The 20,010-nt window shown below is 32.7% G+C and carries 16 protein-coding genes, 1 pseudogene and 1 CRISPR repeat array; of the genes and pseudogenes, 4 read left to right on the top strand and 13 right to left on the bottom strand.

Annotated features, from left to right (window positions below):
* Nucleotides 1-63 precede the first annotated feature (63 nt).
* The 9 genes from HSACCH_RS02980 to HSACCH_RS02940 all read right to left on the bottom strand — a co-directional run bounded on the left by HSACCH_RS02980 (nt 64) and on the right by HSACCH_RS02940 (nt 10,258).
* On the bottom strand, nt 64-462 hold the full coding sequence (locus HSACCH_RS02980; RefSeq protein WP_005487730.1) for a DUF2177 family protein: 399 nt from the start codon (nt 460-462) through the stop codon (nt 64-66).
* Nucleotides 463-466: 4 nt separating this feature from the next.
* Nucleotides 467-1,585, bottom strand: coding sequence for a CBS domain-containing protein (locus HSACCH_RS02975; protein ID WP_005487729.1), 1,119 nt, complete (start codon nt 1,583-1,585; stop codon nt 467-469).
* 29 nt (nt 1,586-1,614) lie between these two features.
* On the bottom strand, nt 1,615-3,258 hold the full coding sequence (locus tag HSACCH_RS02970) for a glycoside hydrolase family 10 protein (protein ID WP_005487728.1): 1,644 nt from the start codon (nt 3,256-3,258) through the stop codon (nt 1,615-1,617).
* The gene (locus tag HSACCH_RS02965; RefSeq protein ID WP_005487726.1) at nt 3,251-4,561 is read right to left on the bottom strand and encodes an ABC transporter substrate-binding protein; all 1,311 of its coding nucleotides are present in this window, start codon (nt 4,559-4,561) and stop codon (nt 3,251-3,253) included. Before HSACCH_RS02965 ends, HSACCH_RS02970 begins: the two co-directional genes overlap by 8 nt.
* 175 nt (nt 4,562-4,736) lie before the next feature.
* The gene (locus HSACCH_RS02960) at nt 4,737-5,630 is read right to left on the bottom strand and encodes a diacylglycerol/lipid kinase family protein (protein WP_005487724.1); all 894 of its coding nucleotides are present in this window, start codon (nt 5,628-5,630) and stop codon (nt 4,737-4,739) included.
* Nucleotides 5,631-5,698: 68 nt separating this feature from the next.
* Nucleotides 5,699-6,832, bottom strand: coding sequence for an aldo/keto reductase (locus HSACCH_RS02955; protein ID WP_005487723.1), 1,134 nt, complete (start codon nt 6,830-6,832; stop codon nt 5,699-5,701).
* 103 nt (nt 6,833-6,935) lie between these two features.
* Entirely contained in the window at nt 6,936-7,721 is a 786-nt protein-coding gene (locus tag HSACCH_RS02950) for a nitroreductase family protein (protein ID WP_005487722.1), read from the bottom strand.
* 53 nt (nt 7,722-7,774) lie between these two features.
* Nucleotides 7,775-9,118 (bottom strand): phosphomannomutase/phosphoglucomutase, encoded by a 1,344-nt coding sequence (locus HSACCH_RS02945; protein ID WP_005487721.1) that lies wholly within the window; start codon nt 9,116-9,118, stop codon nt 7,775-7,777.
* A 171-nt stretch (nt 9,119-9,289) separates the two neighbouring features.
* Nucleotides 9,290-10,258, bottom strand: a complete 969-nt coding sequence (locus tag HSACCH_RS02940; protein WP_005487720.1) for a bile acid:sodium symporter family protein — start codon at nt 10,256-10,258, stop codon at nt 9,290-9,292.
* Nucleotides 10,259-10,454: 196 nt separating this feature from the next.
* On the opposite strand from HSACCH_RS02940, the gene HSACCH_RS02935 reads away from it, so the two are divergent.
* From HSACCH_RS02935 to HSACCH_RS02925, 3 genes are read left to right on the top strand one after another with little or no spacing between them, the layout of a single operon-like run.
* Nucleotides 10,455-12,173: an ABC transporter substrate-binding protein gene (locus tag HSACCH_RS02935; RefSeq protein ID WP_005487719.1), complete on the top strand. Its 1,719-nt coding sequence runs from the start codon at nt 10,455-10,457 to the stop codon at nt 12,171-12,173.
* A gap of 3 nt (nt 12,174-12,176) precedes the next feature.
* Nucleotides 12,177-13,145, top strand: a complete 969-nt coding sequence (locus HSACCH_RS02930; RefSeq protein WP_005487718.1) for an ABC transporter permease — start codon at nt 12,177-12,179, stop codon at nt 13,143-13,145.
* A gap of 24 nt (nt 13,146-13,169) precedes the next feature.
* Nucleotides 13,170-14,273, top strand: a complete 1,104-nt coding sequence (locus tag HSACCH_RS02925; RefSeq protein ID WP_005487717.1) for an ABC transporter permease — start codon at nt 13,170-13,172, stop codon at nt 14,271-14,273.
* 156 nt (nt 14,274-14,429) lie between these two features.
* Here the strand turns inward: HSACCH_RS02925 and HSACCH_RS02920 are convergent, their stop codons facing one another.
* Nucleotides 14,430-15,296, bottom strand: coding sequence for an ADP-ribosylglycohydrolase family protein (locus tag HSACCH_RS02920; protein ID WP_005487716.1), 867 nt, complete (start codon nt 15,294-15,296; stop codon nt 14,430-14,432).
* 162 nt (nt 15,297-15,458) lie between these two features.
* Here HSACCH_RS02920 and HSACCH_RS14250 point away from each other — a divergent pair.
* A pseudogene (locus tag HSACCH_RS14250) lies at nt 15,459-15,548 on the top strand (AAA family ATPase); the annotation flags it as partial.
* A 133-nt stretch (nt 15,549-15,681) separates the two neighbouring features.
* Nucleotides 15,682-17,869: a CRISPR direct-repeat array (repeat unit 37 nt; unit sequence GTTTCAATTCTCAGCCCCCAACAAAGGGGACTGCAAT).
* A 179-nt stretch (nt 17,870-18,048) separates the two neighbouring features.
* Here the strand turns inward: HSACCH_RS14250 and cas2 are convergent.
* From cas2 to cas4, 3 genes are read right to left on the bottom strand one after another with little or no spacing between them, the layout of a single operon-like run.
* Nucleotides 18,049-18,339, bottom strand: a complete 291-nt coding sequence (gene cas2, locus HSACCH_RS02915; protein WP_005487710.1) for a CRISPR-associated endonuclease Cas2 — start codon at nt 18,337-18,339, stop codon at nt 18,049-18,051.
* 16 nt (nt 18,340-18,355) lie between these two features.
* A complete protein-coding gene (gene cas1c, locus HSACCH_RS02910) occupies nt 18,356-19,390 on the bottom strand; it encodes a type I-C CRISPR-associated endonuclease Cas1c (protein WP_005487703.1) in 1,035 nt (344 codons plus the stop codon).
* A complete protein-coding gene (cas4, locus tag HSACCH_RS02905) occupies nt 19,390-20,007 on the bottom strand; it encodes a CRISPR-associated protein Cas4 (protein WP_051056316.1) in 618 nt (205 codons plus the stop codon). Before cas4 ends, cas1c begins: the two co-directional genes overlap by 1 nt.
* Between the last annotated feature and the right edge of the window lie 3 nt (nt 20,008-20,010).

The raw sequence follows: 20,010 nt of genomic DNA, 5'->3' as shown, positions 1-20,010 counted from the left end.
ATTTCAAAAAATAAAACTATAAATACTTAAATTAAATTACTAAAACAGCTTAATATTTTGTTGCTATTTAAAATGATTAACTACAACATAACTTAAAAAGGAAGTAAGTCCACCTAAAAAAGTCCCCCAGATAAGATCAATTATAGTAATTGTTAAAGGCCAATCTTTGATTGTTGCAAGATTGGTTAAATCATAAGTGGAATAAGTAATTAAACCAAAAAACATACCTGCAAATAATGCATACTGCCAGCTGGATATTGCCAGGGCTCTATTTAAAACAAAAAACACTAATCCTGCAGTAAAAAGTATATAGAATGTAAAAGCGGCTGTCATATTAAAGTTTTCTTTCATCAAAAAACCTAACTGATCTCTATACAAATTTTTGGCTACTGCTCCCAACCAGATAAAATCAATTACTAAAAAAATAATAAATGTAATTAGATAATTTTTTAAAAAAGTCATAATTCTAATCTTCCTCTCCTTTTATATTTTCTAACTCTCTGACTCTTATTCCCGTCATTACGTCTGAACGAGTTATTATCCCTTTGATTTCATCATTTTCCATAACAAGTAATCGACCTATATCTTTTTGAAAAAGCAATTTAAACGCTTCAAATAATTCATCATCCTCTTTAACACAATGCAAATCTTTATTCATAATACTTTGGACAGGAGTATTACGATAATCATCTTGCGATACTTTTCTTGCATCTTCCATTGTAACTATTCCAACAAGCTCTTCATTTCTTAACACAGGAAATCCAGAATGTTTATCTTCCAACATTTTTTGTATTAAACGATGAATACTCATATTTGCTGGTACTGTTTTAACATCTCTTGTCATCAGATCTTTAACTTTTAAATTTGATAAAGCTAATTTAATATTACTAAATTGATGTTCTTGAGAGGCACCAACATAAATGAAAAAAGCAATAAAGACTAAAAGGAAATTACCGCTGATAAAACCAAATATACCAAAAATCCAGGCAAATACTTTCCCAACTCTAGAAGCAATTTCTGTTGCCCTTCTAAAAGATGTTTTTTGAGCAATTACTGCTCTCAATATCCGCCCACCATCAGATGGAAAAGCTGGTAAAAGGTTAAAAATAGCTAAAAATATATTTAATTGACCTGTATATAAAATTACCAAACGTAGATCTTCAAACATAAATTCGGGTGCAAAACGACCAATGAAAACAAAAATCAAACCAATAAAAAGACTTGTTAAAGGTCCACTAGCAGCAATTTTAACTTCATTCTTTGGGTCTTTAGATATTTCTTCAATATTAGCCAAACCTCCGAATAACATCAGAGTAATGTCTGTCGTCTTAACATCTTTTGTTCTTGCTACAAGTGAATGAGCCAGCTCATGAATTAAAATACTGATAAAAAGCATAACTGCCATAATAAATCCTAATAGATATGGATTTAAAATTAATTCTCGCCTAATAATATCAGTATTTTCAGTTAGATAAATAATATTACTGCCAAATGCCCAGGCAAAAAAAGGTAAAATTATCAATAAACTAACATGAATTTTTACAGGTATCCCAAATAAATGCCCAACTGTAAAAGAACTCTTCATAGCTATCCCCCCAATTCAAAATTTAAATATTAATAAAGTCTTTTTATATCATTTAAATAATCAAAATCATTCTGCAGTACTTTTTTAATGTTTTTAGAAAGCTCTATATTGTTATCTGAAATATACTGATCAAAATCTAAGATGTTTTCAGAGTCAACTTGAGCAAGCTGGTTTAAATAGAATCTAATTTGTATTAAGGCAGAATTACTTATGCCACCTTTTTCTTTGATTAGATTTAATCTTTTCAAAATAAAATTCTGGATAATTTTTAAAGATACTGCTTTGTTTTTATAAGGCAAAACTGCTTGATGAGCATAAATTCCCTCTGATAAACTTTGAAAATCATTTGCTTTTAAATGAGCAGCTGCAAATAAAGATACTCCATTAGGATTAATTTTATTAACTTCTTCTAATTGTTCCAGCATTTGATCAGGAGTTAATTTAAAAACTGATATTCCGGGATAAATTGCTTTATCAATCACTTTTCTATCTTCTTTAATCCAGCGGCTCAATTCAGAAAATAAGTTTTCTGTATAAGTCATTGGAATCACAAAATCAAGATAATCTTCTTTTAGCCAAAAAGACCAATTTTGCAGAGCTCTATAACGCGCCTCATCCTTACCTGGAATAACATCAGCTGATATTAACAGTTCTGGATCAGCATCTTTAAGCATTTCAGATGTTTCTTTTACCATTTCTGTGATCAAATTTTCTCGATATTTATTCCAAAGAGAAAAATTAGAGCTAGAACTTTTAAGTTCAAAAGGATCAATTCCATATTTTTCTTTAAATCTTTCAACAGTCCGTTTATCATAGCCAAAACTACCTCGATATTCCTCCGGGAAGCGAATATAATCTAAATTAATTCCTTGAATATCATAGTTTTCTACCAAATATAGATATCTCTGCTGCAGAAATTTTTTTACATCTTCTCTAGCAGGTGAAAGCCAGGTTGAATCATGATAACTCACAATATTCCCTTCTCTATCCTTATTAGCCCATTCTGGATTTTCACTTAAAATTAGACCGGGACTGCCACTTGTATTTTCATTAAAAACCCAGACCCAGGGATGTATTTCTATTTTTCTCTTTTTAGCTTCTTCAATTAATATTTTTAAGGGATCGCCTTCCCAGTTTTCAAACTGAGAATCTTGAATAAATAATTCATTATCAGGAATAACTGTTTTTCCCTTATAAAATGTTTCAGGGAATATAAGATTAAAATTAGCTTTTTGAACAGTATCCAACAGTTTCTGCACTCCAGACCTACCATTTAAATTAGCAAAAGTCCCATTATCAAGCCAAAAAGCTCTGAGCTGTACAGGTTTTGATTCAATAATTTTCATTCTGATTTGGTCTGCTCTATTGGTTATTGCTAATTCTAATTCTCTAACCCTACGATCTTTTTTTTGCTGATAAGCCTGAATTTGTTCTTGATATAATCTTTCTAATTCTTCTAAATTAGACTCTACTTCTTTGCTATCAATAATTTTAAAATCAGATTCGGCTTCTTTTACTTTTTTATTTAAATTATTTAAAGCGCGTTCCGCATCTCTAATTTCTAATAATGACCTGCGGTATTCTTGTGGTTCATAATAGGCAGCTGAACTAAGAGAATAGAGAAACATTATTATAATAAGTACTAAAGTTATTATATTGAGTTTTTTATTCATTATTATTCTCCTCATTATTAGCCGCCTCATTATTATCCTTGTTTAAAATTTGATTCCATTCTTTCTCCATATTATCTAATGCTTCTTTAGCAGTAATTTTATTTGCAAAAGCTCTGGCAAACTGTTCATCCATTACTTTTAATAGTTTATCTGCCTGAGGGTGTATTAAAGTTAAATCTTTATTTTTAAATAATTGTTTTCTTAAAATCTTTTGAGCTTCATTCTCAAGAGATTTTCCAGCAGTAGTTTCAGTTATAATTTCTTCTTTTTCTAATGCTAAATTTTCTTCTAAGTTAAGAGCTGAAGATAAAATAGAGCTACGTTGGCTGAATTCATGTTGTGATTCGGCGGAGGTTATAAGATAAGCAAACTCTGCAGCTTCTTTTTTGTAATCAGCTCCTTTAGGAATCACCAAATTCATTAAAGGGGAGTTGATTACACCATCTTTCGCTGTAGGAATAGCTGCTAAAGCAGTTTGTTCTTTTAAATATTTTGATTCATTTTCAATTGAATCTAAAAATTGAGGTGCAGTAAATAAAATAGCTAAATCATTTTTTTTATAGCGCTCTAAAGCAATATTAAAACCTGAATTTAGAGTATCTTTAGGAATTACTCCTTTTCCTACAAGTTCTTGATATTTAGTTATTATTTTTTCAGCAGCTTCTGTATTAAAAGCTGCTTTTCTCCTTTTATTTTGATCTTCAAATAAGTCTATACCTGCTTCAATAAATTCATGGTGAATTTTTATCTGAGGCATTAAAGCATAAACCCCTGTTTTTTTAGTTATTTCTTCAGCAATTTCAAATAATTGTTTGCGATCATTAATTACAGTTTCTGGATCTAGTTCAGCAATTTTAAATATTTCCTGATTATAGGCCATTAATTTAGAACTAACATACCAGGGAAAAGCATAATACTTACCCTTATAAAAACCGTTATCCCAGAGTAAGGGATAATAATATTGACTATAATCCTGTTTCAAATCTGAAATTGAATACAATAGATCTTCTTTTAATAGTGAAGACATTAATTGGGGTGAGAGATTAACTACTTCTGGCACATCGCCCGCTGCAATACGATAACGAAGCTTCTGATTAATTGAAGAAAAATTAGTATCTTCCCAGATGATCTTAAAATCAGGGTTTTTACTTTCAAATTCTTCTATCTTACCCAAAAAATAATCATCATATTGAGGACTTAAACTTATAGTCCAGAATTCTATTTCTTTTTCTGCTTGGGCTGCTGCAGGAAATACCAAGATCATTAATATAAAAACAAAAAATATTTTTTTAAATTTTGACATATTGTTCTCCTTTATAAATTGCTATATTAACTTTAATAAAAATAATAAATCAATCAAATGGCAAAAACCTCTCCTGTCGATGAGAGAGGCTCTTACCTGGCAGCAGGGTAAATTTAATTACTAAGTATATAACATAATTAGAGATAATTTACTTTTTTCCTGCTTTGATAAATAATTAAGCTGTAAAGACTTTTTGAGCTGAAGGTATTAATTTGATTTCTAAAGGAAAAGCAGGCCCTTTTTCTCCATCAATATCACAGTGCTCTTCCTTTGTTTTATTTAACATAGTTATTTTTAGGTAATTATCCTGCAGATAGATTAAATTATCATTTTTAATATCTTTGCCATTAAAAAGATCTGCTGCTGCAGAACTCAGTTTTAAAATGTTGCCTGTTTTAACAGCCAGTAAATCAAATAATCCATCATCAATTGAAGCTAGTTTAGCTATGTTTTTAAAGCCTCCAGCATCTTTACTATTAAAAACAAAAAAACCTAAAAAATCACCTTCAATTACTTTTTCTGAGCATTCTATCTTTAAATTCATTGGTTTAATATTTGGAAGTTCTTTTAGTCCCTGCAGGTAATAGGCTGCTTTCCCGAGTCTGTTTTTCATGTCAGTTTCTGTTCCATGAGCTATTTGAGAAATAATGCCGCCTACGCATACATTTAAAAAATACCTATCATTTACTTTGCCCACATCGATTTCTCTAATATTCCAGTCCAGAATTCTTTTAATACTTTTTTCTATATTTTGAGTCATACCTAAAAAGGAAGCAAAGTCATTGGCAGTTCCAGCTGGAATGATTCCAAGTGGTAGATCAATTCCCTTTTTCTGCAGTAAATCTAGCATCTCGCTAGCTGAACCATCACCACCAGCAACAATAACAGCTTCAAAATTATTATCAATATCTTTTAAAGCCTCTCCAAAATCACCTGGCTCCATACTTCTAAAGATATCTACTTTATATCCAGCAGCCTGAAAATGTTTTAAAAATAAGTCTAAATAAGAATTAAAAGATTTATCACCAGCTGCTGGATTGTATATTAATTTGATTTTTTTGTTAAGCATCTAATCAACTCCTATTAAGCATTTTAATTATACCATAAATTACTTAATAAGAACAAAAACTATTTAATTTAAACTCTTTCATTAAAATACTGATCAACTTCTTTTAAAAGATCAATTATATCTAAGTTCTGAGGACACTGAGGCTCACACTGTCCACACTCTATACAATTACTGGCTCTTGCTGTTTCATCCAGTTTAAAATATTTTTCGGCCATTTCTTGACCCTTATTAAGTAGTTTTGCCTGATTATATAAATGAAAATTCTCAGGTATATTAATAGCTTCCGGACAGGGAAGACAATATTCACAGCGAGTACAGGTTATTGGACCTCTCATTTCTTCTGCTACTTTTTCCATCATCTTAAATTCTGAATCACTTAAAAGTCCAACTTCTGATTCAGAAGCTGTCTCAAGATTTTCTTTAAGCTGCTGCATATTACTCATACCACTTAAAACTACACCAGGTTCTTTTTGACTCCAGATCCAGTGCAGGGCCCATTCTACTGGAGTCCTATTTTCATTTTCAGATTCAAATAACTTTTTGGCTGCTGGTGGTGGTTCCTGGGCCAGCCAGCCTCCACGAATCGGTTCCATAATAACTACTTCAATTCCTTTAGAATAAGCTTTCTGCAGACCTTTTTTGCCAGCCTGGTATTCTACATCTAAATAATTATATTGAATTTGACAAAAGTCCCAGTCATGGGCTTCTAATATTTCTTCAAATAGAGAATAGCTATCGTGAAAAGAAAAACCAAGATATTTAATTTTACCTTCTTCTTTTTTCTTTTCTGCCCATTCAATAATATCCAGATCTTTAACAGTCTGCCAGTGTCCCTCATCTAAAGCATGCAGCAGATAAAAGTCAATTGATTCAACTTCCATTTTTTCCAGCTGCTTATTAAATATTTTATCTAAATCTTTTTCTGTCTCACATTCCCAGATTGGCAGTTTAGTTGCTAGATATACTTTTTCTCTGTAGCCATCTTTTAAAGCTTTTCCCACAACTTTTTCGCTTTCCCCCTGGTGATAGGGCCAGGCTGTGTCAACATAATTTATTCCATTATCAATTCCATAACGAATCATTTCAATCGCTTCCGCCTCATCAATATTAGCAGAATCATCATCAATTATTGGCAAACGCATTGCTCCAAATCCAAGGGCTGAAACTTCTAAATCAAGCTTTTCCATTTTTCTATAATTCATTTTTTACCTCCAATTTTCTTAAACTAGGATGTAAATAAAATTACCGCAGATTAAAATATCTACGGTAATTAATAACTCTCATATTTTAAATAATTATTTTTTCTTAAATTTCTTTAATAAATGAAGCAAGTCCCAGACCACCAAATTCAATCCGACCATTAACGCCACCATCTAAGGCACCAATTTCTGCATGAAGTAATGCAATTCCGCATTCAAGTCTCTTATAGGCTGATGGCTCACTTTTGCAATCAACAACTAATTTGCCATCTCCATAATAGAAACGCCAGGGTTGTCTATTTAATCTCGAAGGCGCATAACTACCTATTTTTATAGCATTTTTAACCCAACCCGGCCAATCTGGATCATAACCGTCAGGACATAATTCTTTAACATCTAAACGATCTCGATGAGGAAAAAGTTTTGAAATAAAGTGTCTTGTTAAATTATAATTTTCTGATGAATAACCTATTGGACTAACAGCAACTAAGCGTTCTCCTCTTTTTAGATCAATATTAATTTTTGATCTCTCAGGTATATATCTACCACCAATCCAGCAGCTTCCAAGACCGTGAGAGGTTGCTTCTAAAATAGCTGCCTCACCAATATAACCCATTTTGCTCCAGCGGTGTTTTCCATTCTCATTAATAATAAAAGCAATAAAAGCTGGAGAGTCAGTAAAATTACCATACTTCCCTTTTAAAGCAGGTAAAATATCTTTAACAGATTCTTCAATAATTTCCACCCTTGCCTCAGGATAAGTTTCATTTAATTCTTCAAATTTTTTCTCAAGAGATTTTAAAGTAAAGGGCTTAATTTCCTTCGTCATATACTTCTGCTGAGAATAACGAGTCTGCACAGCCTCATACCATTTTTTAACAGGAATATTCATAGGACCCGCTCCTTTCCTAATTAAATATCTTATTTTTTTATTTAAAAGTCTATTTATTCAACAGCCATAACTTCTTTTATTTCAGCTAGTTTTTCATCTAAAATAGTTTGATTTTTTGCTTCGACAACTAATCTCAAATAAGGTTCTGTATTAGAAGGCCTCACATTAAACCACCAATCATTATATTCTAAGCGATAACCATCAAAATCATAAAAATTAAGCGGTTCTTTTTGATCAAAGAAATATTCTTTTAAATTTTCCATAACTTCCTTTTTATTTTCTATTTTAAAGTTGACTTCTCCAGAAGTTGCATATTTATCAAGTTCAGCAATATATTCAGAAATAGTTTTTCCTTCTTCCTTCAACCTTGCTGCAACATTTAATACAACAAGAGCAGTCAACATTCCAGAATCACAGTAGAAAAAATCTTTATAATAATAGTGTCCAGCAAGTTCTCCTCCACAAATACCATCTATTTCTCTAAGTTTTAGCTTTGCATAGGCATGACCTACCTTCCACATATGAGATTTACCACCCAGTTTTTCTATATGCTCTTTAACAGACCAAGATGTGCGAATATCATAAAGAACATTTTTTCCTTTATTCTGTTTTATATAATATTCTGCAAGTAAAGCAATTATTAAATCAGGAGAAATAAAATTTCCCTTTTCATCTAAGAACATAACTCGATCGCCATCACCATCAAAAATTAAACCCAGATCTGATTCTTTTTCTAATAATAACTTTTTTAAATCTTCTCTATTTTCAGCTTCTAAGGGATTTGCTTCATGATTTGGAAAAGTACCATCAAGTTCATTATATAAATAATGAGGCTGATCACCGAAAATAGCATCTGTTAAAATTGCTACCATCCCGTTTGAAACATCAATTGAAAGATCTAAATTTGATAAATCTGGTAAATATGATTTTTGGAAATTTATATATTCTTCTTTTAAATCATGTTTTAAAATATTACCTTTTTTATTTTTACCAACAGGCTTAACCTCTTTAGTTTCAATCATTTCTTCTAACTCTTTTAAACCAGAATCGTAACCTACCGGCAGAGCATTTTCACGAGAAATTTTTAATCCATTATACTCAGGTGGATTATGAGAAGCTGTAATCATTACCGATGCTTTATAGTCATGCTTGGCTGTGCCATAATAAACCATTGGAGTTGTTGCATAACCAATTTTATAGACATCTGCTCCCTGATCTGTAATTCCAGCTGCTAAAGCTTCAAAAACTTCTGGTGTTGATTCACGATCATCGAAACCAACTAAAACCTCATCTGCAGCCAGAAGCTCTGGTAAAAAATATCCTATTTTATAAACATCTTCTTTATTGAAATCTTTGTTATAAACGCCTCGAATATCATATGCTTTAAACGCTTTCAAAATATCCCTCCTTAAGTTTATATATATTTTAATTATAACATATTTTTGCAATGTATCTATAGTTTTTCAATAATTCTTTCTATTATACATATTCTATGTTTATTAATTTTTTCCTTGTTTTTTTAAAAAAAAGAGTCTAGAGCAATTTAAATCTCTAGACTCTTAGTCAAATTATGAGGCTTTTTCTTGATTAATTGAATCAAACTCTTTTAAACTATCTGTTTTCCGGGACCAATAAGTTGCAACTAATGGACCTGAAATATTATGCCAGACACTAAAAATAGCTGCTGGTATTGCTGCTGCTGGACTAAAATGAGCAACAGCCAGTGAAACTGCTAAACCTGAATTCTGCATTCCAATTTCAATACTTAAAGCACGTTTTTTTGCTTCTTCCAGACTCAGTTTATCACCTAAAAAGTAACCACTTAAAAGCCCTAGTACATTATGTAAAATAACAATTAAAAATATAGCTGCACCTGTAGTAGCTATTTTCCCTGAGTTAGCTCCCACTACTCCACCAACAATTAAAACTATGGCTATAACAGAAACTGCCGGAAGTGATTTAGTTACTGCTTTTAATTTAGAACCAAAAAGACTATTAATAATAAGACCTAAAATTATTGGAATTAAAACTATCTTTACTATTGAAATAAACATAGCACCTGCTGAAACTGGAATCCATTTACCTGCAAGCCAGGCGGTTAACAATGGAGTCAATATTGGTGCTAAAAAGGTAGATAATGTTGTGATTGAAACTGAAAGTGCAACATCTCCTTTTGCTAAATAGGTCATTACATTAGATGCTGTTCCACCAGGACAAGTACCTACTAAAATTACTCCTACTGCTAATTCTGGTGGTAATTGAAAAACAACTGCCAATCCAAAAGCAATTAAGGGCATTAATGTAAATTGTGCAAAAGACCCCAATAGAATATACTTAGGATGTTTTAAAATATTTTTAAAATCGTCAACTTCTAATGTCATGCCCATCCCAAACATTATAATCCCAAGTAAAATAGTAACCTGCGGCAGCACCCAGGCAAAGGCTGCAGGTTGAAAAAAGCCTATAACCGCTGCTACAATTGTCCAGACAATAAAATAATCTCCAATAAACTTAACTGATTTTTCTAATGTTTTCATCGTAAAACTCCCTTCTCTCTACTAAATTATTTAGATACTACTTTAACATATTAACAATCTAAATTCAAAATTGTTTCAACTTAATATTTTTTTCTCGAATTCAAAACACAAATAGCTCAAATATTTTGCAGGATTTGACTCTTTTAACAAGAATATAATCAAAATAAGCACTTTAAAGAGAAGGGAGTAGATTAAGATGATTAAAAAAATCGTTACTATATTATTATTAGCTCTTTTTGTTTTTAATCTAAGTACAGCTGCAGCAGAATTAAAAGATCCCTGGACCTCAGAAAAAGAACAGGGGATACATGGAGGAACCTTAATTTCTACACTACTTGGAGATCCAAAAACTTTCAATACTATTATTGCTACAGAAACATCTTCTTCAGCTATAATCGATGGCTATATTTTTGAAGGTTTAGTTACTAGAAATGGAATTACAACTGAATACGAACCTGAATTAGCTAAAGATTGGACAATATCTGAAGATGGAAAAACTTATACTTTCCATCTTCGAGAAGGTGTGCAGTGGAGTGATGGCCAGGAATTTACAGCTGATGATGTTATCTTTACTTTTGATGTAATTAAAGATGAAAATATCCCAACCAGCAGTCGTGATGTGCTAAAGGTTGACGGGGAGTTTCCTGAATATAGAAAAATTGATAAATATACAGTAGAATTTGTTTTGCCGAGCAAATTTGCTCCATTTTTAAATAATATGCTGGCTCCAATTATTCCACGCCATAAACTTTACACTATCTGGCAGAATGGAAATTTTAATAACAGTTGGGGAATTAACACTGATCCTAAAGAAATCGTTGGTACTGGGCCATATAAATTGGTAGATTACAGAAATAGCGAAAGAATTGTGATGGAAAAAAATGATTATTACTGGCGTCAAGATCCGACTGGCAAGCCTCTGCCCTATATAGAAAGATGGATTAGAGTTATTGCAGACAGCCAAGAAACAGAATCACTGCTCTTTGAAAATGGCCAAAGTCATTTTTTAGCTGTCAGAGGAATTGACTACAAAAGATTAAAACAGCAGGAGGAAAGAAGTAATTTTACATTGATCGATGCTGGCCCAACTTTCAGCACCAACTTTTTAGTTTTTAATCTGAACCCCCGTAATCCTAATTTAGAGGATGAGCCATATAAATATGAATGGTTTACAAATCTAAATTTTAGAAGGGCAGTAGCCTATGCTTTTGATAAAAATACGATGATTAACCAGGCACTTGCCGGTCAGGGAAGTAAACAGTGGAGTCCTATTAGTTTGCCAAATAAGGTCTATTTAAATGAAAATGTGACTAAATATCCTTACAGTCTTGCCAAGGCAAAAGAAGAATTAAAAAAAGGTGGCTTTGAGTGGAATCAAAATGATCAGTTAATAGATTCAAAGGGAAATATAGTTGAATTTAGTATGGTAACTAATGCAGGTAATAATGTACGTGAGTCTTTATTAAATATTATTGCATCTGAGTTAAGGGAATTGGGAATGAAGATTAATTCTACTCCAGTTGAATTTAATAAAATGGTTAATCAACTCAGCAATGAATGGAATTTTGACACTATTTTAATTGGTTTAACTGGTGGTGTTGAACCACATAAAGGAACAAATGTCTGGATGTCTAATGGCCACCTTCATATGTGGAATCCGGTCCAGGAAGAACCTGCTACAGAATGGGAAGCAAGGCTTGATCAGTTATTTACTAAAGGCGCTTCCGCAATAGATGTTGATGAGAGAAAAGAATATTATGATGAATTTCAAGAAATTATAACTGAAAAACTGCCAGTAATCTATACTGTAACTCCAAATTCAATTTATGCTGTTAGAAATAGTTTAAAAAACACAGAAGTTACAGCTTATGGTGGCGTTCTCTGGAATATTCATGAATTATATTTGGAGAATTAGACTATGAAAGATTATATAATTAGACGGATTTTGATTGTAATTCCTTTACTTTTGGCAATCTCTATTTTATCATTTTTTATTATGCAGCTCTCTCCTGGCAGTTATCTGGATGAAATGAGGTTAAATCCTGCTATTTCAGAAGACTTAATTAATGAAATGGAAGCTGATTTTGGTTTAAACAAAAATATATTTATGCAGTATTTTTCCTGGTTAGGGCAGATAATGCAGGGGAATCTTGGCGAATCTTTTACCTATAGAGTCCCAGTCAGCCAGATAATTGGCAGCCGTTTATTAAATACATTACTTTTATCAGTTGCTGCCATGTTAATCAGTTGGGGTATTTCTATACCTGTTGGTATTTATTCTGCTACCCACCGCTACAGCTTATTAGATAATATATTTAGTATATTTGCTTTTATTGGATTATCTATACCAAATTTTTTCTTTGCTCTACTGCTTCTTTTTTCTATAGTCAAATTTAATCTACCCTTGCCAATTAATGGTATGACAAGTATTATGTATGATTATTTAACACCTATTGAAAAAGTTATTGATATCTTAAAACATCTTTTAGTACCGGCTGTAGTCCTAGGAACTGCAGGAACAGCTTCCCTAATGCGGCAGATGCGTGGGCAAATGCTTGATGTGATCAATAAGGACTATATTAGAACAGCAAGAGCTAAGGGCCTTAAAGAAAGAGTAGTAATTAATAAGCATGCTTTTCGTAATGCTATTAATCCAATGATCACAATTTTTGGCTTTCAGCTCAGTTCTTTATTCAGTGGTGCTGCTTTAACTGAAATTGTAACAGGCTGGCCCGGGCTTGGAAAAATGATGCTGACTGCAGTTAGGTCTAAAGATTTATATCTTGCAATGGCAGGGATGATGATGGGAAGTTTAATGCTGATTATTGGTAATTTAGCTGCAGATATTCTACTTGCCTTAAATGATCCCCGAATAAAATATAATTAATTTGATAAAATATGGAGTGTTAATATGAATAAAATTTTAAATAATAACCAAAACAAAACTAAAATTGATCATAAAAAAAACACACTGTGGAAAAATAAATTATCAAATTTATATCAGAATAAACTTGCTCTAACTGCAGGAATTATAATTATTATACTTTATCTCCTGGCTATCTTTGCTCCATTTTTTGCTCCTTATAATCCAACTACAAATTTTAAAGATAAATTTTTTCATCCACCAACAAAAATACATTTTAGTGATCAAAATGGTTTGAGGACTCCCTATATTTATAAAACAGAAGTTAAAGCAGGTTGGGCAGAATATGAAATTAATAAAGATAAAAAATATTCACTTAAGTTTTTTGATAAGGGCGATAGCTATCAATTTTTAGGTCTTTTTGAAAGCGATATTCATCTTTTAGGAGTCGAAGGTGATCTACCTTTATTTATTTTAGGTAGTGATAATTATGGTAGAGATTTATTTAGCAGAATCTTGTATGGGGGCAGAGTGTCTTTATTTATAGGCTTTGTTGCTATTTTTATTACTACTTTTATTGGCCTAATTATGGGAGGGATTTCTGGTTATTACGGTGGTTTTGTAGATTCAATTATTATGAGAGCTGTGGAAGTTATCATGTCTATTCCAAGTTTTTATTTGCTGCTGGCATTAGCTGCGGTATTACCACTTGATGTCTCTTCTTCTTTTCGTTTTTTTCTAATAGTATCAATTTTAGCATTTCAGGGTTGGGCTGGAATGGCCAGAGTAATCAGAGGTATGGTTTTATCTACCAAAAGTGAAGACTATGTAAAAGCTGCTGAGGCTATTGGAGCCGATGATAAAAGAATTATTTTAAAGCATATTCTTCCCTCAACAGCCACTTATGTTATTATCAGAGCTACTGTTGCTATACCAGGCTATATAATTATGGAAAGCGGCTTAAGTTTTATTGGACTAGGAATTCAAGAACCATCAGCAAGCTGGGGAAATATGTTGAGTGCCGCCCAAAACATAACAAAAATTTCTGATTTCCCCTGGTTATTATTACCTGGTTTATTTATTTTTATTACTGTTTTAAGTTACAATATTTTAGGTGATGGTTTAAGGGAAGCACTAGATCCTAAATATTAAAATATTATATTCAAACAAAAAACCCTTTCTGATTCAACAGACTTTTTTAGCAATCTGTTTTCAGAAGGGTTTTTGTATATTAAATCTATTTTTTCAAAGTTCACTAGATATCTCAACAATGGATTAACAAAAAATTATAACTAAGTCCCTTTATTCTTAATTTTGTGCCAGCAATTCATTAACTGCTGCTGATTTATTAAAACCAGTAGTCAATTTTTCTGGTATAGAATTCAATCCCTCAGCTGCTGATATTACTGCAGCAATTACCATAGCTCTGGCTGAAGTATCTCCACCTGCCATAATATTAAGTGTAAGAGCTTCCAGGATATTATCAGCATTCCACAAGACATCTAAAACAATTGGAAAGCCCTGTTTAATTGAGCAGCCCTGACCTCGATCATCTGCGTTAGCCACAATTTTACCTTTAGAACCTATCTTTTTAAAACTTTCTTCAACAAATTGATTAATTCCTTTATTATCTTCAATCGCTTTTTTATAATCTTTACCTGCCAGCACTTCCTGAATAACATTAAAGACAAATTCTGCTGTTTGATCAACAACTTCTCCATTATGAGTTAAATGAATCAAATCTAAAAATTCCTTTTTTGAAATTTCTTCTTCTATAAATACAGATAAGCTGCGAGAAATCCCTCCCAATTCAACATTTTCAGCTCCTATCAGAGTGTCTGAACCCTTAAACTTCTCCAATGAATCTTTCATTGCATGATCCATATACATTTCATTGTTTTCCAGATACTCAACCCAGTCATCTCTAAACTCTTTTAGGTCAAAGCCCTGATGATCAGAAATGGACTGCAGCAGAGCAAAGGCCTGCTCTCCATAGTGAGATAAATCTCCTGCTTTTTTACTCTCGTGGAACTTAGACATCGGAGTAGTGTATTTCTTAATAATTCCTGAATAGTTATCTGCAAGCTTTTCTGTATCATATACCCAGTGAGATCCGAATGAAAGTGCATCTGCTATCATAACTGACTTTACTAAGTCTTTTCTTTTAGATTGCATAATTAAAACCTCCAGAATTTATATTTGTTCTCTCAAATCTAATATTATTATAGTCCTTTAAGCTTGAAGATGAAATTAAATTGCTTACATATTTGTTTCCAATCCTTGTTTTCATAGATTAGCAGTAAGGACACTTAAAAGCGAAGCAAAAATTGTAGCTATGTAGATAGATTGATTCACAAATCATATGTAATAAATATGAATGGTAACTCTTACCGAATGAAAGAAACTAAAGAATGGCTGGATCAATAAAATTAATATTATTTTTTGCTTACTCGGGTCAATTTTCAATTAATAAAAGGTTCAAATTTTACTTGACAAAAACAAGCCCCCAACAAAGGGGACTGCAATAAGGATAAAATCAAGGGGGTGTATGTCAATGTCGGTTTCAATTCTCAGCCCCCAACAAAGGGGACTGCAATATCATCTCTTCTGCTTTGACTTATGCTGATGAAATGTTTCAATTCTCAGCCCTCAACAAAGGGGACTGCAATATGGGAGGATACGCGCTACAGCTGACGCTTTCAATGTTTCAATTCTCAGCCCCCAACAAAGGGGACTGCAATTTAACAATCAGGTTACTGTTAATCACGATACAGCAGTTTCAATTCTCAGCCCCCAACAAAGGGGACTGCAATTCCATCACAGACTCCTAATAACAACTCCATTACCTGTTTCAATTCTCAGCCCCCAACAAAGGGGACTGCAATCTGATCTCTTTCCATCTTTGGTCCTCGCATTTGAAGTTTCAATTCTCAGCCCCCAACAAAGGGGACTGCAATTCATCAATTGACAAATCAATGAAATCAAGTGGCCTGTTTCAATTCTCAGCCCCCAACAAAGGGGACTGCAATCAAGCTATGCTTATTGCATCAGTCAAAGCCATTTTGTTTCAATTCTCAGCCCCCAACAAAGGGGACTGCAATACTTTTAACTTGCCATTTGTTTTTTCAACACTAGTTGTTTCAATTCTCAGCCCCCAACAAAGGGGACTGCAATATTACTGGAAAATACAGATATAGAAAATATGTTTCAATTCTCAGCCCCCAACAAAGGGGACTGCAATAAATAATCTTCAATTTCTTTTTCTCTTTCTGATAGTTTCAATTCTCAGCCCCCAACAAAGGGGACTGCAATAAAAAATTTTACGTCAGCACGATTTAACTGTAAAGGTTTCAATTCTCAGCCCCCAACAAAGGGGACTGCAATTCCAAACTGTTTAGCTGCATAATAATCAGAGCCGTTTCAATTCTCAGCCCCCAACAAAGGGGACTGCAATTCTAACTTTTTAATCTCGTCAGGGATTTGGCTAAGGTTTCAATTCTCAGCCCCCAACAAAGGGGACTGCAATAATTTATATGGCTTTAGAAAACGAGAAAGAAAAACAGGTTTCAATTCTCAGCCCCCAACAAAGGGGACTGCAATGTTTATTGCTTAAATAAAGCTGACAATGATATTTGGTTTCAATTCTCAGCCCCCAACAAAGGGGACTGCAATCAGAACAGACGATGAAGGTTTTGAGGTTAGAAAGCAGTTTCAATTCTCAGCCCCCAACAAAGGGGACTGCAATTGGAAACTACTTTAATAAAGGTGATCAGATTATTATTGTTTCAATTCTCAGCCCCCAACAAAGGGGACTGCAATATATTAAAGATAGCGTGCAGACTGATCCAATGCAGTTTCAATTCTCAGCCCCCAACAAAGGGGACTGCAATATTACAAAATTCTAATTTGCCGAGTATGCGGCGAGTTTCAATTCTCAGCCCCCAACAAAGGGGACTGCAATACTGGGCCAAATGATAACCATTGACCACTTTCGTGTTTCAATTCTCAGCCCCCAACAAAGGGGACTGCAATTTCCTTATTCTCGCAATAGTTTCAGCACTTGGTTGTTTCAATTCTCAGCCCCCAACAAAGGGGACTGCAATAGCATCTAGTTGCATATCATCAACTAGTTATCAATGTTTCAATTCTCAGCCCCCAACAAAGGGGACTGCAATTACTATATCATTATCGGTAATAACCTCATAACCAGTTTCAATTCTCAGCCCCCAACAAAGGGGACTGCAATTTGACTCCCAACTTGCTGCATCCCAATACGAAAAAGTTTCAATTCTCAGCCCCCAACAAAGGGGACTGCAATGAGCCACCTGCTCATTTTCTGTTGTTGATAAGCAGTTTCAATTCTCAGCCCCCAACAAAGGGGACTGCAATCTCTGATTATTCGAAACAAGCCAACATAATTCATTGTTTCAATTCTCAGCCCCCAACAAAGGGGACTGCAATCTCGGGCAAATAACTGTGACTTCCATTCTCGGCTTGTTTCAATTCTCAGCCCCCAACAAAGGGGACTGCAATAACGATAACTCTGCTCTTGCTTTAGCTTTATTGAAGTTTCAATTCTCAGCCCCCAACAAAGGGGACTGCAATATTAATTTGTGCTTTTATTAAATAATAATCAGTAGTTTCAATTCTCAGCCCCCAACAAAGGGGACTGCAATCTGACACCCCGACTGCTTACGGATATAAAGCAGAAGTTTCAATTCTCAGCCCCCAACAAAGGGGACTGCAATAGCAGGCTAAATTAGCCCTGTTAAATCAAGATTCATAAAGGTTATTTTGCGAATATCTATTATCACCTCCACAAAAAATAAAATCATTTTACTTCATCTCCTTCAAATGCCTTTTAGATTAGTATTTATGAGCATTTGCGAAAGAAGCAGTAATTTAACAAACACTCCCCCTTCGCAAATTAAATTAACAGTGTATCATTATCATAATCTACAGACTTAAAGTTCCCATGTTCTTCCACATAATTATCTTTTGGAGCAATTATTTTATAGATCCTAATATTATCTTTTTTCTTGTTCATTAACTCCAATACTTCATTTCTCATCATTAAAAATTTTTTATCATCTAATTGGAATTCAAAAACTGATTTCTGAACTCTTTGCCCATAATTTTCACAGGTTTCAGCAACTTTTCTCAATCTTTTTCTACCTTTAGCATTTTCAGTTGAAATATCGTATGCTAGAACATACATCAATTTTATCACACCTTTACTGATAAATAAATGGTGGGTATTTCTCAACATCTCCTCTTAATCTTCTTGCCAATAACCTTGCCTGGATAAAAGGAATTAAACCATAAGGAATTACTCTATCCAAAAGTGGATGTTTAATTTCATTCTGCTTCTTTTCCTGATATTGTTGTATCAATTTTTTTCTAAAATCTTCTCTCATTTCTACTGCTCCACCAACTTTAAAATCAAAATCATCTTTAATAACTTGTTTTCTATTAATCATAGTTAATACTAATCTTTCTACCATTATTGGTCTTAATTCTTCCATTAGATCTAAAGCTAAAGCTGGCTTGCCGGGTCTTATTTCATGTAAAAAACCAATTTGAGGGTCTAAACCAACTGCTTCTAAAGCAGTTCGACAATCGTGATTCAAAATAACATAAAGATAAGAAAGCATTGCATTGATAGCATCTTTTGGAGGTCTTTTAGTTCTTTTTTTAAATTTAAATATATCATCTTCATTTACAATCATTTCATCAAATACAGAAAAATAATTTTTTGCTGCAATACCTTCAAATCCTCTAACCTGATCAACACTATCGCTGTCATCAATTATGTTTAGTATTCTATCTAATTTTTTACTATTTTTACGAAGTGATTTTTCTATTTTTTCATCATTAATATCTCTAGCACTTCTTAAGAGCATAGCGCGCTGATTATAAATCTTACCTTTAATGAAGCTCTGGCTTAGTTTGCATTTTTCATTTTCATCTTTATATTTATCAAATTGTTCTACTCTCAACAAAACATTACCTTTTACAGGCCCAGCCCAATTACCAATATAACGTCCTGATCTAGTAACTCTAGTTACTGTAACACCATTTTTTATACACCAATCAAGAGCATAATGACTTATTTTAGACCTTCCAAACAAAATAATACTTCCTAAATGATGTCCTGGTATTCTTATTTTTTCTTTTTTCTCAATTTCAACTATTATTACATCATGTTTTTTTCTTAAATAAGATTCAGGATTAGTAATATATAATGTATTTTTAATATGATGAGCCATTATTTTAACTCCTTAAGATAATTTTCTATTCTTCTTGTTAAATCGGGTAAACAGTAATTTTTTAGCGAACAATTATTACATCTTTGATCATTTACTGGTTGTGGTGTGTTTTTTCTGATTAATAATTCTCTAACAGACGATATAGTATCTTTTAATTTCTTTCTTAACTTTTCATCTAAAATAACTTCTCTTCTTTTTCTCGATTTATCATAATAAATATATCCAAAAGTTATTTCTGTAAATAACATTTCTTCAAGACAGATAGCCTGTGCAGCTAACTGAATATCGTCAGCTAATTTATTCTTTTTTTTACCGCTTTTAAATTCAACAGGAATTATTTTATCTCCCTCAAATTCAACAGTATCTGCAACTCCATATAAGCCATATTTTTCTGACCAAAGTGGTAAGCTGTTTTCCACCTTTTTGTCTTTATTATAATAATTTTTTTCATTATCAATTCTTTTATGAACTATATTGCCCTGAATTGTAAATACATTTTCCTCATAAATTTCTTCAATATGAATCAATGCGAACTGCCTAGGGCAATATATATAATGCTGTAAAGCTGATATGGGGATTGAAGATATTTTTTGCCATTCAAAATATTGATTATCCATTTT

The organism is Halanaerobium saccharolyticum subsp. saccharolyticum DSM 6643 (genome assembly GCF_000350165.1).
GTDB lineage: Bacteria > Bacillota > Halanaerobiia > Halanaerobiales > Halanaerobiaceae > Halanaerobium > Halanaerobium saccharolyticum.
This window is presented reverse-complemented; position numbering and strand designations above follow the sequence as displayed.